12 protein-coding genes and 2 pseudogenes are annotated in these 16,780 nt (G+C 61.6%); 7 read left to right on the top strand and 7 right to left on the bottom strand.

Annotation, left to right across the window (positions count from 1 at the left end; genetic code table 11):
* The first annotated feature begins 67 nt into the window (after positions 1-67).
* The gene (locus tag K7G81_RS12310; protein WP_223031109.1) at positions 68-1,150 is read left to right on the top strand and encodes a cytochrome P450; all 1,083 of its coding nucleotides are present in this window, start codon (positions 68-70) and stop codon (positions 1,148-1,150) included.
* Between the two features lie 310 nt (positions 1,151-1,460).
* A complete protein-coding gene (locus K7G81_RS12305; RefSeq protein WP_223031108.1) occupies positions 1,461-3,044 on the top strand; it encodes a bifunctional AfsR/SARP family transcriptional regulator/alpha/beta hydrolase in 1,584 nt (527 codons plus the stop codon).
* 438 nt (positions 3,045-3,482) lie between these two features.
* Here K7G81_RS12305 and K7G81_RS12300 read toward each other — a convergent pair whose 3' ends face one another.
* The 3 genes and pseudogenes from K7G81_RS12300 to K7G81_RS12290 form a co-directional block, all read right to left on the bottom strand.
* Complete coding sequence (locus tag K7G81_RS12300; protein WP_223031107.1) at positions 3,483-3,758, bottom strand: DUF736 domain-containing protein; 276 nt, start codon at positions 3,756-3,758, stop codon at positions 3,483-3,485.
* 241 nt (positions 3,759-3,999) lie between these two features.
* Complete coding sequence (locus K7G81_RS12295; RefSeq protein WP_223031106.1) at positions 4,000-4,725, bottom strand: conjugal transfer protein TraA; 726 nt, start codon at positions 4,723-4,725, stop codon at positions 4,000-4,002.
* Positions 4,726-4,991: 266 nt separating this feature from the next.
* Positions 4,992-5,652, bottom strand: a pseudogene (locus K7G81_RS12290) (nucleotidyltransferase domain-containing protein); the annotation flags it as partial.
* A gap of 193 nt (positions 5,653-5,845) precedes the next feature.
* Between K7G81_RS12290 and K7G81_RS12285 the strand changes: the two are divergent.
* Positions 5,846-6,067 carry a helix-turn-helix transcriptional regulator gene (locus tag K7G81_RS12285; protein ID WP_223031105.1) on the top strand — a complete coding sequence of 74 codons (222 nt, stop codon included), beginning with the start codon at positions 5,846-5,848 and terminating at the stop codon, positions 6,065-6,067.
* 26 nt (positions 6,068-6,093) lie between these two features.
* Here K7G81_RS12285 and K7G81_RS12280 read toward each other — a convergent pair.
* The 4 genes and pseudogenes from K7G81_RS12280 to K7G81_RS12265 all read right to left on the bottom strand — a co-directional run bounded on the left by K7G81_RS12280 (position 6,094) and on the right by K7G81_RS12265 (position 9,218).
* Positions 6,094-7,313: pseudogene (locus tag K7G81_RS12280) on the bottom strand (tyrosine-type recombinase/integrase).
* 775 nt (positions 7,314-8,088) lie between these two features.
* Entirely contained in the window at positions 8,089-8,235 is a 147-nt protein-coding gene (locus tag K7G81_RS12275; RefSeq protein WP_223031104.1) for a hypothetical protein, read from the bottom strand.
* A complete protein-coding gene (locus K7G81_RS12270; protein WP_223031103.1) occupies positions 8,236-8,436 on the bottom strand; it encodes a hypothetical protein in 201 nt (66 codons plus the stop codon).
* A 20-nt stretch (positions 8,437-8,456) separates the two neighbouring features.
* Positions 8,457-9,218 (bottom strand): hypothetical protein, encoded by a 762-nt coding sequence (locus K7G81_RS12265; protein WP_223031102.1) that lies wholly within the window; start codon positions 9,216-9,218, stop codon positions 8,457-8,459.
* A 67-nt stretch (positions 9,219-9,285) separates the two neighbouring features.
* Between K7G81_RS12265 and K7G81_RS12260 the strand changes: the two genes are divergently transcribed.
* The 4 genes from K7G81_RS12260 (at position 9,286) to K7G81_RS12245 (ending at position 16,609) form a co-directional block, all read left to right on the top strand.
* Complete coding sequence (locus tag K7G81_RS12260; protein ID WP_223031101.1) at positions 9,286-9,660, top strand: hypothetical protein; 375 nt, start codon at positions 9,286-9,288, stop codon at positions 9,658-9,660.
* A gap of 471 nt (positions 9,661-10,131) precedes the next feature.
* On the top strand, positions 10,132-14,100 hold the full coding sequence (locus tag K7G81_RS12255) for an NACHT domain-containing protein (protein WP_223031100.1): 3,969 nt from the start codon (positions 10,132-10,134) through the stop codon (positions 14,098-14,100).
* Between the two features lie 244 nt (positions 14,101-14,344).
* Positions 14,345-14,530, top strand: a complete 186-nt coding sequence (locus K7G81_RS12250; RefSeq protein WP_223031099.1) for a hypothetical protein — start codon at positions 14,345-14,347, stop codon at positions 14,528-14,530.
* A gap of 318 nt (positions 14,531-14,848) precedes the next feature.
* On the top strand, positions 14,849-16,609 hold the full coding sequence (locus tag K7G81_RS12245; RefSeq protein ID WP_223031098.1) for a DUF885 domain-containing protein: 1,761 nt from the start codon (positions 14,849-14,851) through the stop codon (positions 16,607-16,609).
* The last annotated feature ends 171 nt before the right edge of the window (positions 16,610-16,780 follow it).

Raw genomic sequence — 16,780 nt, 5'->3', positions numbered from 1 at the left:
TCCCCAGACCGTGCTGAGGACTCTGCGATCCGAGCATGGGGTGATCGAACTCAGCGACAGGCATTTCATGGTGCTCAGGGCGCATGACGTCGGCGCGATGCTGGTCGACCCCCGGACGGCGCAGATCGAAGGGGCGGACTTTGTTGCGTTCAACAGGATGCCTTACGGGCCGGCCGCACACTTCTTCCTGGACTTCCTGTTGTTCGCAAACGGCGACGCCCATGGAGAAAGGCGCAACCTTTTCGCCCGCTCGTTCAGCCTCGCGCGCGTGCATGCTGCGCAAGCGCGCATGCGGGCGATCGCCAGCGAGATCGTCGACCAATTGCCGCGAGGAGAGCCGTTCGATTTCCTCACCCATATGGCATCGCGCATCCCGGCCGAAATGATGGCTGCCCTTCTCGGCCTGCCTCGGGGCGACGCGCCGTTTATTGCCGGCCGTGCCCATTCGCTCTCGCGCGCCGTGGCGCCCGTTTACCCGATCGAACGCCATGACGAGATCGACGCAGCGGCGCTCGACCTGTTCGACTATGTGCGTGATGCGCTGCTGCGTCGGTTCGAAACGTCGCAGGACGACATGCTTTCGATGCTGCTTCGGGACTGGGCGGTTGATCGGCCAGTTACGCTGGAATGCCTAATCCACCAGATCATGGGCATCATGATCGGCGGTTTCGACACCGTGCGCTCCAGCCTCGCGATGCTCGTCGCGCTGCTGCTGCAACATCCCGATCAATGGGTGATGGCGAAGGCCGATCCCGCACGCATTCCTGACGCTGTTTCCGAGACGCTTCGTTTCGAGCCGCCGGTTGGATCAATTCTTCGCTTCGTAAGGGAGCCGGTCGAAATCGATGGCGTTCTCGTCCCGGCCGGACACTATCTTTGTGTCAGCACGCTCTCGGCGTTGCGGGATCCGACGGTCTGTGCTCATCCCGACCGCTTCGATATCTGCCGGACGGATCGTCCGCTGATGCATCTCGTCTTTGGCAATGGGCCGCATCGGTGCATCGGAGAAATGCTGGCCCGGTTCGAGCTGCAGGAAGCATTGGCGGCGCTGATCGCAAGCGCACATGATCTCAGCCTGATCGAGCCACCGCGGATGCTTGGCTTTGGCGGTGTCCGCCAGATCACGCCGATGCAGGTTCGCCTCGACTGAGCGCATTCTGAGCGCATCCCCTTGGGCGACCAAATCACGTTCCCGGCTGCCGGAAGGGCGTCCTGAAAGGCCTTGTCCCATTGCACGCCGTTGGGCCGAGGTGACGAAAAGCGCCTTTCCCGACCGCTGGCGTGCGAATGATGACGAATGGAGACAACAATTGTCGACATGACGAGCGATGCTGTGGCAGGGTAGCATCAAACAAAAGCAATGGGTTGCGTACCAAGCAAGATCGGAGGGGTGTCGGGGCAGACACTGGCAGCGCTCGCTTTGCGCTCCGTGGGCAAGCATGGGGGTATCGAGCTGGGCTATGCTTTCGGTCGGGACTTTTGGTGCGATGGAGGTTTTTGCGGAGGGTGAGGCAATCGCGTTGCCCGCGTCTCGCAAGACCCGTGCGCTGCTGGGGTATCTTCTGCTTTCCGGTGCTCCGCAGCGTCGTGAGCGACTCTGCGAGCTCCTCTGGGAAGTTCCTGATGACCCGCGCGGCGCCCTGCGCTGGTCGCTCAGCAAGCTGCGCTCGATCATCAACTGCGACGGCGTGATCCGCCTTCAGGCGGACCGCGATCGCGTGGCCATCGATACCACGACGATCGACGTCGACTTCGATCGCGTTCAGATACTGAGCGACGACGAAAGCGCTGATGCGGCGGCGCTGGCCGATGCCTGGCGGACCGCCAGCCCGGTGCTGCTCGACGATTGCGATCTTTCAAACCAGCCGGCCTTCGCGGCCTGGCTGGAGCATCATCGCAACGAAGCCGTGAGGATGAGGATCAAGCTGGCGCGGCGCCTCGCGTTTTCGACAGATCTGGTGCCTGAAGACAGGGAGAGGTGGGCTGAACGGTGGCTTGGCGATGCGCCCTTCGATCCGGCGGCGGCGCGGCATCTCGTGTCCTGCCGGCGGCGGCTGGGGCGCGAACATGAAGCGGTCGCTCTTTCGCAGGAACTCACGCTTGCTTTCGTCGCCGCCGGTCTTGTCGCGCCGAATTGGTCGCCAGAGGAGGAGATCGGAGAATCCGACGCGCCGCCCGTTGAAATCGGTTCGGCCGAGGCGCCCCGTCAGACCATCCGCTTTGCGCGTTCGAAGGATGGCGCTTCACTTGCCTGGGCGTCGATTGGCGACCGCAGCAATCCGCCGCTTGTCAAGGCGGCCAACTGGCTGACGCATCTGGAGCTCGACTGGGAGGCACCGATCTGGAGCCCGCTCTATCACGAACTGGCCAAGACCTATCACGTCATCCGCTATGACGAGCGCGGCTGTGGCCTGTCCGACTGGAACGTGAAGGACATCAGCTTCGAGAGCTTCGTCACCGATCTCGAACTCGTCGTCGATGCCGCGGGACTCGAGACGTTCCCGCTCCTGGGAATCAGCCAGGGCGCGGCCGTGTCGATTGAATATGCGGCGCGCCATCCGGAGCGCGTGTCTCGCCTGATCCTGTTCGGGGGTTATCCCGTAGGGTGGAGGCATGTGGCCACCGAAGACGAAATTCGCGAACGTGAAGCGATCATGGTCCTGACTCAAACCGGCTGGGGGCGAACCGATCCCTCCTATCGCCATCTCTTCTCGCGCACGTTCATGCCGACGGCCACGCCTGAGGAACTGGCCTGGTTCGATGAGTTTCAGCGCCGGACGACATCGGCAGACAACGCCGTGCGATTTCTGGAAGCTTTCGCTGATATCGATGTGCGTGAACGACTGAAGGATGTCCAGGCGCCCACGCTTGTCCTCCACAGCCGCGGCGACCACCGCATTCCCGTGGCGACCGGACGGGGATTGGCTGCTCGCATCCCGCAAGCGGAATTTTATGGGCTCGACAGCGACAATCACCTGCTCCTCGGGCGCGAGTTGGCGTCACGGGCATTCAGGGATGCGATCCATCGCTTCCTGCGAGATTAGTATTTTCGTTATGGTTGGGAGAAGCAGCAGCCAGTCTAACGAAGACATGGGGCGTCGTCGGCGGGCATGCACTAGCTGACTCGAGTCCTGCCCCCTTTTTGATTAGCCGCACCTGCACGATCGCACATTCTCGGCACCCCGGCTAGCCAGGAATGTCGGTTGAGCGTAGTGCCAATTCCAAAAGCGAGCCAACCTGACTTGTCAAACGGAGCGGTCACGTCGAATCATGTCTGAATAGCGGGCAGCTTCAAGTCATCAGCGCCTGAAAGCCGACTTACCGGATCGTCCCATTCTCGGCCATTCCGAGCCCTCGGCGTCCCCAACTACCGCCAAACTTCAGGATCGGTGAGGGAGCTGTTGATCGGACGAGACGAGGCGATCGATCGCTCGTCCTCGCACGCGTTCTCCGGCCCCGCCTCACGCGGGGCCGGACCCGGTTCACGCCGGCGGATTCCAGATGATCACCTTCTGGTCGGGAACACCGCCCGGCGCGTCGACCGAGATATACTCGCGGCCGGTGCTGCGCGCGAACCGCTTCCATCCGGCGCCAAGCTCGAACCCGTTGCGGCGACTGACGATGCGGTAATCAGGCTCGCTGTCCTCTGTCTTACGCGGGTTAGGAACGATGGCGATGGCGGCGCTGACCATCAGCGTGGTGAGCGTGCCCTCGAAGCTGCCGTCGGACTTGGCGGTCAAGGTTGCAACGGTGGTCATGAGGTATCTCCTGTCGGTTGCTCGGGGACCATCCCGATGGCGCCAACCGAAGGGGGCGGTTGCCGCCGTCACGAACCCCGCACGGGGTTGACGGCACAAGGCTGACCGACCACGCAGACCGGCGACAAGGAGGGGTGGTCGTCGTGCGACCTCTGGTAGGTTCCAGTGCCACCGCCTGAACCGCCTCGAACAGACCCGCTGATGACGATGCTCTTCTTGGCTGTTGCCTTACTGCCTTTGCCTACAGGCCCAACCCGCGCCCACGACCGATATCGATGCCGTGATTGAACGCGAGCTCGGCACCGAGCGAGCGACCGCTGTTCATCATGATGCCCAACTCGTGCTTGCGGTTGGCGAGCAGCGATTCAAGCTGGGGATCGCGCATGAGGCTTTTCGCCATATCGCCCATTGCCGCACGCGTCGCCTTGTGGCCGGACATGTCGCCGGCCTGGTATTGGACAGTGCTCATCGTATCGAGCTCCTGCCAGCGCTGGACGAACCGGTCCGCGCGCGAACGCGGGTTGGTGCGCACTTCGGTCTCCGTCTGGAGCGCGCGGATCGCGCGGTTGACGCGCCCGCGCGCGGCGTCAGCGGCGAGGCTGGGATCGTTGGCATAGGCGGCTTCGGCATCGCGCCAGCCATGCGGGCGCACCGCCTCGAACGCCTTGCGCGCATCGGCCAGCTCGCGGTGCTGCTCGGGTGTCGCTTGTTGACCCTGATCCTGCGCCGTGAACACCGCGTCCACCGCGCGGGCATGGCGCTTGAGCGCCTCGGTGCGCGCGTGACGAGCGACCGCTTCGGGATTGGGCGTCGCCACCGGCAGACCGAGGTCGAGCTGCCCCTGCCGCTGCATCTGGGGTGGTGCCGGGATTTCGGGTAGCGCACCGGTTTGCAGGCGCAACCCGTCGAACATCCCCCGCACCTGTTCCGGCACCTTGCGGACGATCGCTGCGATCCGCTCACGCACGGTGATCCCCCGCCTTGCTGAAGCTGGGCGACGTAGAGATGGATGTGCTCGCCAAGCGGGCCTGCCCGCAGGCTCCGCATTACCCGGCTTCTGCTCACATAAACGTCGGTGATCATGATCGCTCCTCCGCGCACGTGATGTGCGTGGGGAGCAGGAAACTATGCCGAGCCGATTACCCCAAAACCCGCAGATGCCCTGACCCTTCCACGGCCACGCGGGATAGTCGGACGCTCGGCATAAACGCCTTTATGCCGCGCGCGGCATAACGGCGTGTAGAAGGTCTTCACCAGCAGCACGCAGTGATAGAGGCGCTCGGTGGCTTGGTGCATCAAGAACGCGGCATCCTTTAGCCGTCCCTGATCACGACTTAAGATTGCGGTCTCGAGCATTCCGTTAGCGGCGGGCATCCACTCCTCGAAATACTCCTGCGCCATCTTCAACGCCTGCTCGGGCGTCTTCGGCTTGGGCTCGTGAAGCTCGGTATCCTCGGCTTGGTAGAGCGCGATGCCGTCGTCGCGGATGTCCATGAAGAAATAGCGGCCATGCGCGAGGCCGTCGTTCACTTCCTGCAGCGTATGGACGATGAAGTTAACCGGCGTCCTCAGCGTTTTCGTGATCGCCAGCTCGCGGTTGAGGCGTTCCTCGAGCTTGAGCCAGTAATCGACGCGGTCGGTCAGCCGCTTGTCGTTGACGATGATCAGGATGTCGAAGTCTGACTGATAGCCCTTAGCGGTGTGCGGCTCATCGACCCAGCCGCCGCGTGCGTAGCTGCCGTACAGGATGATCTTGTCGATCCGGCCGCGCTTCTTCCACTGGTGTCGAGCAAGCGCCAGCGCGTCGTCGAACTCCTTCCTCGAAGATGATCTGCACCACGCGTTCGAGCTCGCGCTGCTTCGCCGGCGGCAGATGATCGAGGTCGGTGCGCATCGAGTATTCCTAACAACATGATCAAGCGATTGCACTCCGCGCAACGCGATCACGCGCGGTCTTCTCGAAGGCCACCTACGCCAGCGCCTGTATTTGCGCGCCAGGGTGCACTGGTGGCGAAAACGGCATTGCGTCCTCGTGCTCCGTGCTGATCCTGGCCTTCGCGCAACACTGCGCTGCAACGAGGCATGTGATGACCGACGCTCCAGACCGCGTACTACGCCTTGCCGCCGTGCTCGACCGCACCGGCCTGAGCCGCTCTACCCTCTACCGTAAGATCGACGCGGGCACGTTTCCGAAGCAGGTTCAAATTGCACATCGCTGCGTCGGGTGGCGCGAGTCTGCCATTTCCGCCTGGCTGAGCAATCCGATGTTTTATTCGACGACGGATGATGCTGACCGCGGTCGCCTCTAGCGATCGATTGCTCCGTCGCTGCACCATTAGGCAGCCGCCACTTCGCTTCGGCCTCCAACGGGCTTTGACGCCCGCAACTCATCCAGGTGATCGCTCCACCATTGGTGCATCGCGACCGGCTCTTCCCAATAGAAACCGCGGTTATAAGTCCCGCGGACTGAATCGGTATCGGCATGGGCGAGTGACCGCTCGATCGCGTCGGGACTCCACCTGCCGCTTTCATTGAGCAAAGTGGAGGCGGTTGTGCGCAGACCATGGGCGGTTACTTCGCCAACGGCGTATCCCATCCGCCGAAATGCTTGGTTGACGGTATTCTCACTGAGTGGCCGCCGCGATGTGTGGAATGCAGGGAACACAAAGCCGCTCGGACCGGTCAGCGGCTTCAACTCGATAAGGAAGCCAGAACCTGTCGTGAAAGGGGCACTGCATGCTGGCGACGCATCTTCATGCGGTCGGCAGGAATCTTCCAGACAGCCTTCTCAAGATCGAACTCCGGCCATTCCGCCTGTCGCAATTCGCCGGGTCGGGCCATGACGTGTGGTGTTATCTGCATCGCGATGCGAGTGATCGTATTACCCGAGTAGCCATCGATCGCACGCAATAGCTCGCCGAGCAGCTCCGGATCGAGGATCGCGCTGTGGTGCTTCACCTTTGGTGTAATTAGCGCTCCGCGCAGGACCGCTGTTGGATCGGCTTCGCCGCGGCCAGTCGCTACGGCATAGCGAAAGACACGACTCGCGAATGAACGGCAGCGGCGAGCAGTTTCGTGTTTGCCCCTCGCCTCAATACGCTTGAGCGCCGCCAGCACTTCGACGGGTTTCAATTCGGACACTGGTTCAGCCGCGAGCGGCGCCAGCTGCTCCAGCAGCCAGTTCGCCTTGGTCGTTGTTGTATCGGCGCGCCCCTCTGCCACCATATTATCGATGTATTCCTTGGCGACATCGCCGAACGTGTTCGCTGCCGCGTAGCGGGCGAGCAATTTCTCCTGCCGGCGCTCCTTGACGGGATCGATCCCGTCACGGAGCTGTTGGCGAGCTTCGTCACGTTTCCGACGCGCTTCGGCCAGACTGACCTCCGGGTAGCTTCCAAAGGCTATTCGCTTGTCCTTGCCCAAGTAGCTATATTTGAAGCGCCAGAGCTTTGATCCGTTGGGCCTCACCTCAATGTAGAGACCGCGTTCATCGGTGAGTTTGTAAATCCGCTCTCTCGGCCTGAGGGCACGGATCTCCACATCTTTCAGGGCCATGACAACCATCCTCGAATCGCCTTGGCTTTGCGATCAATCGACGCCCGTCCGACCCCTAGACGGTGGCCCGCGGGCCACCACTTCCGATCGGGCCACCGTGACCCATTTGGTGGCCCGACGGTGGCCCGGATCTCATGAAATCCGGCGGGATGCCTTCGAACAAAACCAAGGGGAAAATGGCAGATTTCCGCCATTTGTCGATGACCTTGGGATGTTTTGGGGAGAGTAAATGGTGCCCAGAAGAGCTTTCGGCCGGGCGACCTAAGCGATTGATTTCGCAGTCAAATCATAGACTTACGAAGTCGCCATAGGCAGCACTAGCACGCTTTTAATTCGTGGAAAAGGCTGGACGGCGATGGACGTATCAGTTTGAGCACTCTCGACCACCAGTCGCGTCTGATCTTGGGACGGTCCCGAAAGTCTGCTCTTGGTGGCAAAACTAGTGGAACGGCCGTTCGTTCAGGCGGCTCCAGCGCGAGCGGTCGCGTCCTTCGTCCCAGTGGTGGTCTCACCCGGCTCGCGGTTAAAGGAGGGCGGCCGTCAGCCTCCCGGCGGGCCACCCAATCCTGCATCGTGATGCACTCCGGGAAATGGAGCTGCTCGTCATGGTGTAGCCAGCTCCGATATGCGCCGTCGAACCCAAGCCGTTCGAGGATGATCCGGGTAACGATTTCGCGCGCCCAGATCGTATGATCGAGCGTGTCGGGCTCCTGGTCGTCGAGGTCCCGCGATACCCGGGTATGGACGATGGTGTTGCGCTGGCCGATGACCGCTCTCAGCAACCTTCCGGGAAATCGTTCGTAACGATGCCGCGCGCGGCCACGAGCGCCAGGATCTTCTCGTCGAGTGGACGCCGGTTCAGCTCCGGCACCTTGCGCGCCATCCCTTCCGGGACATCACGCGACGCGAGCAGATCGCGCACCTAGCTTGCGATGCGCCGGAAGGCGTTCGGCCGCATGAACAGATCGACCTCGTCGAGCCCGCAGCGGTCAAGGATATTCTCCAGCGCGCTGTTCGCGCGCTGCCTGCGGTTGAAGCGAAAAATACGACAGAGCCATCCGACAATCCCCGTGCGGCACCGAATGATTCGCGCGCGCTTGGCAGCGCGCTTGGCAGAAGGCATAGCATGGCGACCTTCGCCGTTCAGGCCTGTGCCGGTGCTACGGCGGCGAGATGCTCCCGGCTCTTGGCAATCAGGCCGGCAACGAAGATCGAGCTGGTTTGCAGCACGGAATCGAGATCGACCTCATCGACGCCTTCGCCCCTGATCTTGAAGCTGGCGACGATCTGGATGCCGACATTGGGAAAGGGCGCGGCCGCTTCCCAGAAGCGATAGCTGTCATTTGCAGCGAAGTGGCCCGCAGGCACTTGCTCGATATGGTGGCCCGGCGCAAACCACTGGACGGCGTGCGCGCCCGCCGTGCCCGGCCTCAGCTCCCAATGCTTGGCCTCATTGGAGAGCGTCTTCACCGTCTTCAGATAGGCGAGATAGGTGCGGTGCTGCTCGCGGGCGGCGGTGAACAGTTCGGCCCAATCGTCGCCGATATAGAGGCGAGCCTCCGCGATCCGCTTGCCAAAAGCGTCGTCATCGTCGGTGATCGGGAAATAGAGCCTGCCAGCCTTGCCGGTGTTAGCTTGGACGCGGGCTGCGGCTGCGACATGATCCAGCGCATGGACGAGATTGTTGGCGATATCGGCGATTACCGGCTTCAATTCCCGCAGGACGGTGCGGTCCAAGGTGAGTTCGGCGGCATGCGCCATACCGTTCGCCGACGTCGATCGGCGTAAATGCCAGAGCCTTCCAGCGCCGACGCCGTTGCGCGCGTTGAATTCGCGCCGGTGTGCCTGTGCGCGATCATAAAGCAATTGCGCGTCGTCGAAATGGTCGCTTGCCCCCATTTCCATGGCATAGCCGCAATCCTGCCAGTTCGCGATTATTGAAGGTGGTTATTTGCGGTGCACCCCTTCGGCCATGGCGGAGACGACGACGCGCGACTATGCCTTCCATGAAACCGAAGGAGATACTGTCCGTGACTTACCAGCCCTTGACCCAGCCCTGACGTTCGATTTCAGCGACGACTTCACAATGACAGAGAATGGCGCCGACGCGCTCGACTACGTCGTCGATCCGCCGTCCATCAGTGCCACCAATGAAAATGGCGTTGGGTCGCTCGTCGCGCGCGTGTTCGCCGCTTGGGGACAAGCATCCGCGACGGTTTCCCTGCTGTCAAATCGCTACCAGCGCCAATGGCCCGGCGCGATCGCCGCGCTCAACGATCATAAGGGCGCCCTCATGGGCGCTTGGGAGCGTTTGGGCGAACCTGCGGGGTCACACGCGCTGGCTTGATGCTTCACGCCCTCCGAGACCGCGCAGATCTCTCACCTATACGCATGCTTGTTGACCGATTAGACAAGGTTTGGTCCCTTGCCTGAATAACAGGCGGCGTTCATCAAGCCGAACCTTTAATGGATCCGACCGCTTCGTCGGCGAGGTTTGGCGCGTCGGCTAGCTCTTCGCACAAAATGAGGTTCGAGCCATTATTGGTTGGTCGCTGCCGTATGCTCGCGTAAGGGGGAGATGGAAACTCAGCTCAGTTTTGTGGGAGAAAAAGGACAAATCCTGCAAATGTAGAAACTGAAGCGGCGCGATGCCCCGAGATCGGGAACTGTCGAGGTTGCGATGCCGGTGTCGAATTTGTCCATCGCCGCATAGACAACGTCACTGCTATAATCAGTTAGATGGGGTTTGCGTGCAAATGGGCGGTTCCTCTCGATCACTCACCAAGCTGAAAAAATGAAAGCCCACCCTTCAGTACCCATGGAACGAACCAACACCCGCAGTCGCGCAGGTGGCTCGGCGACGGGCGGCGGCATGAACTTCCAAGCAGCGGTCACAGCGATCTGTTCCGTCCGCACGGCGCGCGGTTCCGCCCTGGGCTGGCTCGACGGACTGACTCACGATGTCCCTGTTGCCGTCGCGGCGGAAACCGGCGGTCCCGGCGACGACATTCGCGTGGATCTTGCGGGCGGCGAAGTCGTCGAGATCCAGGTCAAGCGTGGCCTCAAGAAGGGCCCGGATCTGTGGCAGGCCGTGACGAGCCTGGCACAGGGACTCTTCAGTGGCGAAATCGCGTTCGGTGTCCTGGCGGTCTGCCCCAACAGCAGCCAGAAGCTTCGCCGCGAACTCGCTCGCGACATTCGCCGCCTCGGCGATGGCCTCGTCGAAGGAACGAGTGCCATCGGTCGGGAACTCGTGGCCAAACTCGAAACAGCCGGTTTCGAGCCTCGGGACATTTGCAGCAGGCTCCGCTTGGTCACGGTCTCGGCGCTGACCGGCGCCGATGCTGCATCGATCGACGCGGCCAAGGCTGAACTGGGCCAACTCTGCGAGCGGCGCGATCAGATCGACACCGCCTGGCTGGCGCTTGAGACGGATGCCGACGCGCTGATCGAGCGGCGCGGTCGTCGCGACTTAACCAGTCTCCTGCAATGCCTTCGCGCGCGCAAGATTGCGCTCACCGCCGACACTCGTGCGGGCCCCGTCGTCCTGCTCGAGCGTCTGACTCGGTGGAATTTTGAGGCCCAGGCGACTTTTTCGATTATTGGGTGCCGTAAACCGCTCCAGATCGATCACGATTGGCTTGCCCTGGCGGCGGTAGTGCGAAAAACACCCACCGAGCGGGCGACGGACGCGAACAACAGCCTGGTCAATGAGCTGAAGGCCTATCACGACTGGGAGCGGCTGTCGCGGGACCGCGATAGCCAGACGGTTAATCCAGAAACGCTGGGCCGTTTCATCAAACGCGGCGTCGTTGTGGCCGGGCCCGGCCTCGGCAAGTCCACGATGCTCAAGCGGATCGTGCGGCGATACAGCGAGGACGGCATTCCGGTCCTCAGGATTCGTCTCGCGACGATCGCCGCGAGTATGCGTGCCGGTCTGCCATTTGAAGATGCCGTGTTCCGTCACGGCCTGGATGGCAGCGGCCTATCTGCCGACGAGGTAAAGCGCGCCGGCTGGTCCAATTGGCTGCTCCTCGGCGATGGTCTCGACGAATGCGGCGACTTGCAGCACGCGGTCGCCGAAGGGGTTGAGCGGTTCGCGCAAGGCTATCCCGACAGCAGGATTCTCGTCACGACCCGGCCTGTCGGATACCGCGCCGCGCATTTTGCCGCATGGCGCCACTATGATCTCGCGCCGCTTGAGCCATCAGAAGCGCCCAGGCATGTCGCGGCATTGCTGGCCGCGCTATCCGACGACGGTGCTGAGGCCAAACAGTCCAAGTTCGTCGCCGACCAATTGAAGAGCCGAGAAATCCGCGAGATCGTCGGGCGTACACCGCTCCTGCTCGGCATGGCCGCCGCGGTCCTGGCCAATTATCAGAACCTTGGCGCAACACGAGAGATATTGTTCGAGCAGATCTTCGCGCTCATCGACGACATTCCCCGCCGCTCGGTGTCAAAGCCTGCCGCCGACGCGGTGCTCAATCGCTTGCTCGATATCCTGGCCTGGCACCTAACGGGACACCCCCTCTTGCCATGCTCGGAGATGGAACGTCTCTGCGCCGCGGATCTCGCCGCCGAAACGGGCGATCCTTTCCTGAAAGCAATCGGCATCGTACAATCAGCCTTGGCCTATTGGGAAGACGCAGGCCTGATCGAACGCGTCGGGAGCGGAAAGATTCAGGTCTACGGCTTCATCCACAAGAGCCTCGGCGAATTCGCAGCAGCGCGCCATTTGTGTGAATTGCAGGGCCCGAGGCAGGACGAGGCGCTACAGCAATGCATGTCGAGCAGCGCATGGAACGAGGTTCTGCGCTTCGCCGGTCTGCGCGGCCCTGCTGAGGAGGTCGCGGCGCAGATCGCCGGATTGCAAAAGAGCAGCCCGGGCTTAGCGGACAAGTTGGCTTACGGCGCCCGCCTTCTCGCCGAGGTGCCCGACCGAATTTCAGTGGTCACGCGCGAACGGCTGCTGACAAATATCTTCGACTTGGTCGGCGAGAACCGCGAGCCCGAGGCGTCTCGCCTAGGCATGTCGCTGATTGCCATTGCCAAGCTCTTTCCCGAGGACGTCGCCCCGCAAGCGGCGAAGGTCCGTGTAATTCCGCAGACTTGGCCAAGGTTGGTTGCCTGGAATTGTCTCGTCGCCGCTGGGCCACGCTTCTACGATATCGACGATCTGGTCGCGGCGATCGAACCCACGATCTCGGTCGGCTCCATCGGAATGGAAACCAGTCTGGGCGGAGGCCTGATCCTGCATGGTGGCGAGGCCGGCGACCTCTCGGTCGAACTGGCGCTAGCCGCTGCCCCGGACATTGCAATGCGGTGCGAGCGCTCCGACGCTGAAGCGGTTATCAGTACGATCTTCAATTTGATCGCTCGGCATAACTTTGAATTCGCTAGGCGCGCCCGCGAGCTCATCGACCTGGAAGGCTGGAACGTCAGCATCGAGCGCGATCCTCATCCTTACAGAGGTCTCGAACTAGGCGGCTGGGAAAAGGCTCAACTGCGCGGCGACCAGTTTGTGCTCGACGCCCTCGCGGGAGATGAGGTCGAAGAGGCCGACTTCGACGACTTTACGCACCTGCTCAATCTCAGCGCCTTCGTGCAGATGAGCAATATGTCGGAAGTGCCTGCTTCCGATGTCTGGGCGTGGACGAGGCAGTTTGATCCCGCACCAGCTAAACACGTGATTCAAATTTTTGCCGCGATCAGCGGGCTCGACCCTGCCGGGCTAAGAAGCGAGGCTGCCCGGGCCAAGTTCATACTCCGGGAATCACAGCAAAAGCCGGAGAATGAGCGATGGCGCTACCAGCTGCTGCAGTTGCTCGAAAGCGTCGATCCGCCCATGCCCGCGTGGAACTCCGCACGCGATCACGAAGTCGACCTCATCAAGATCGAATCCGCCGTTCATCATTCGTCTCGCTGGATCGTCTGGATGGCGGCGAATCTGCTCGAACACTGCCTGGATGGGCCTGAGCTAGAGGCCTGCGTCGAGCGCCTTTATCGCGAGGGGCACGGCATCGCGCTCTGGGCGGCCGCGGGCATAGCTGGCGAACTGCCGCCGTCGACCCGCATCGCACTGACGATGACCCAATTGGAACGGCCGCTTCGCCGCGGTTCGCAGTACCTGTTCAAGGGACTCGTGATGTGGCGTGCGCCGCTCACGCAAGATCTGATGGACGTGCTCGAGTCTGGCTTGTTCGCGTCCGAAGTCGAGGTCGCATGCGCAGCAGCGGAACTTGCCGAGCATTTGGCTGAGCTGTGCCCCGAAGCCTTCGCTGCGATGGGCGCGACGACGATCATCGACCGGAGCTGGCAGCATTGGCTTAGGCATGAGGAACCCTATCCGCAGGGCGGCGGTGTGATCCCACAAAGTCCTCGCGCGGCGCTAGCGCGCGCGCTTATCGCGCTCGGGGAAGACGGCAAAGTGATCTCGCTGGCGCGCGGCGACAGTCGATCTGATGTCAAGGACGTGGGCAATGCGCGGTTCCGGAAGGTGATCTTGGCCACGTCCGAAGCCTTCGACGGATTTCTCACCGATGTCGAGAGCGAGAAGCTCTCGCCACATGAGTTGGGCGAGATATTGCGGCAAAAGCCAGAACTGAATCGCGAGCAAATCGATCACATTGAGCGATTGCTGAGTTCGCCCTCGGATCGCCTGCGGTTCAACGCTATGGGCATTCTGAACGATCGCTACCTCGCGGGCCATGCAATCGCCTCGCATGCTAACCGGCTACGTTTGGACCAAAACAGGCAAATCAGTGAACGAGCGGCGAGGATACGGTGATGACGGTGTCAAGCGATCGCTGTTCTAATGAGCAGCAGTGCCGCGGGCGCCTGAACGATTGACCGCTTCTGCAGATTGAAAGCAGGCGGTCGAACGTCTGGTATGTTGGCGACTGCCGACCGGCGCCTCTCGATCCTCGGTTACCTCAGCCCCATCGACTTCGAACGCGAAGCTGGGGTAGCCCGATTTAGCCTATCTCGGCGTCCATCAACCCGGCAGCAGGCCACCGCGCGACGTTCTGTCCATGATTGATATCTATGAACGCGCGGCGGATCATCGCGGTAGGCAGGGCGTCGTGTTCGAGCGGGACGACGACTCGTCCTTCATGTATCTGCTCAATCTGACACCGTATCAGAATCATCAAAACGTAAAGGCGTTTGATCTGCGCAAAGTCAACGCAATGCCCGAAAACGCATCTGTACTCTCGTAATGGAATTCTGCAGCAGACGTAGCGGGCCTCTTCATCAACGGGCATTTTACTGCGCTCTTTGATTTAACGGGCGACGCCCCTTGGGGAAGATAAGCGACCTCCGAGGATGAGAGGCGGATTGTGTTTCACTGAGCGCCTGCTTTCTCCGAGGCATGGTTGACACATTGTCGCGATAACGTGCTGGGGGGTGACACCGAAACGCAGCGTCGGTACGGGCGAGGCACAAGAACGGAGCACTGTCCGAGTTAGGCGCGTCCATTGAGGCCGAATGATGGATCGCAAGGCCGCGCTGACGCGAGATAGGCATTGGGAGTTTGGATGTTCAAACCCGCACACTATGCGAGCCTGTTGGCCGTTTTGGCGGCATCCGCATCGGCTAACGCATCGAGGGACTTGCAATCGCCGACGCAACAACTGGATGCGCTCGCGAACCGGTTTGTCGATCAGGATCTCGCCCACGATCCGACACTTGCTTACGAAGCGGGCTTGGCCACGACGGTCCATGATCGATTTGAAGACCGGACACCGGCGGCTATTGCGTCGTTCGCACGGGAAGAGCGGGAAGACCTGCAAGCACTGCTGAAGCTGGACGCTTCAACCTTGCCGCCCGCCGCGATGCCGACATACGCGAGATTGCGCGAAAAGCTCGAGAGCGACCTGCAATTGCGCGTCTGCAAGAGAGAGTTGTGGAACGTCAATCACTTCGATGGCTGGCAATCGACGTTCGCTGACGTTGCTGACGCTCAACCGATCGATACCCCCGACCAACGCGCGCAGGCACTTCGGCGCTGGGCCAGCCTGCCCACCTATGTCGATGTCGAGATCGCCAATCTGAAGCGTGGCCTCGACCAAGGCTATACAGCGCCGAAGTCTGTCGTCAGGCGCGTCATTCGGCAGATGAATGGCCTTGCGACCGGCGTGCCGGAGAAATCACCCTTCTTCTCTCCCGCGGCACGCTCGAACGACGCCGAGTTCAAGGCAGCTTTCCGGCAACTGATTGTCGAACGCATCGATCCCGCGTTGAAGCGCTACGGCCAATTCCTGAAGCTGACCTATTTGCCACGCGCGCGTGTCGGCGTCGCGATATCCGACCTTCCCAATGGACCGGCTTGCTATCGCGCCTTCCTGCGCGCGGAAACGACACTCAACCGTTCACCTGGGGAGGTTTTCGCGCTTGGACAACAGACCGTTGCCGCGAACAGTGCGAAGGTCTTGCGCCTGGGTCGCGAACTCTACGGGACTTCCGATATTCCGACAACGTTGAGCCGAGTGAAGGCCGCGCCCGGCGAGCATTTCAAATCAAGAGATGAGCTGCTCGCTTTCTCGCGGCATTTTCTTGCGCGCGCCAAGTCGAAGACGGCCGCATCGCTGATCGGCCAGTTGCCGAAGCAGGATGTGGTCGTCGAGCCCGAGCGCGCCTTCGAAGAAGCAGCCGGGGTTTCCTCTCACCTCGACATCCAGCCCGATACGACGAAGCCTGCGATATACAGGATCGAACTCGGCAACTGGGCTAGCGAGACGCGGGCGGAAGCGGAAATTGTCGTGGCGCATGAGAGCCTTCCCGGCCATCATCTCCAGATCGCCTTCGCGCGCGAGATCAGTCCCGCCACTCGCTTGTCGAAATTGATCTCGAACGCCGCCTACCAGGAAGGCTGGGCGCGCTATGCCGAAGGCATGGCCGAGGAGGCCGGAATCTATGATACACCGAACGCAGCAATCCTGCGACGCATCTGGCCGGCGAGAGGCATGGTCGTCGATCCAGGTCTCCATACCTTCCACTGGACGCGCGCGCAGGCGATCAAATATCTGATGTCGACGGGACGCTTCACCCGAAAATCGGCTGACGCCGAAGTCGATCGGATCGCGGTGATGCCCGGGCAACTGACGGCTTATGACAGCGGTGCTCTGGTGATCTTTGCCCTGCGCGACGAGGCGGAGCGCCAACTCGGCAAGCGGTTCGATCTGAAGGCGTTCAATCAGGTTGTCCTGGAAGAAGGTGTGGTGCCGTTGAATGAATTACGGCGTCACGTGACGGCATGGATCGCGAGCCAGTCTCATCCCAGACAGGCAAATCACTAGCTGCCTTCCGCGAGGAGGAGCATATGTCTTGCTGCAAGCTCGACGAGGGGCTGCGGCAGTTCGGGTCAGTTCTGTATGGTGCGCGTGCCCCAAGCATCCGGCCAGCATTGTAGGTAACGTCAATAACTTGCTAGCGAGGGAACGCTTGAGTTGTTTGGCGGCAGGCAATCG

Source organism: Hephaestia mangrovi (genome assembly GCF_019880555.1).
In the GTDB taxonomy this organism is placed as follows: domain Bacteria; phylum Pseudomonadota; class Alphaproteobacteria; order Sphingomonadales; family Sphingomonadaceae; genus Sphingomonas; species Sphingomonas mangrovi.
This window is presented reverse-complemented; position numbering and strand designations above follow the sequence as displayed.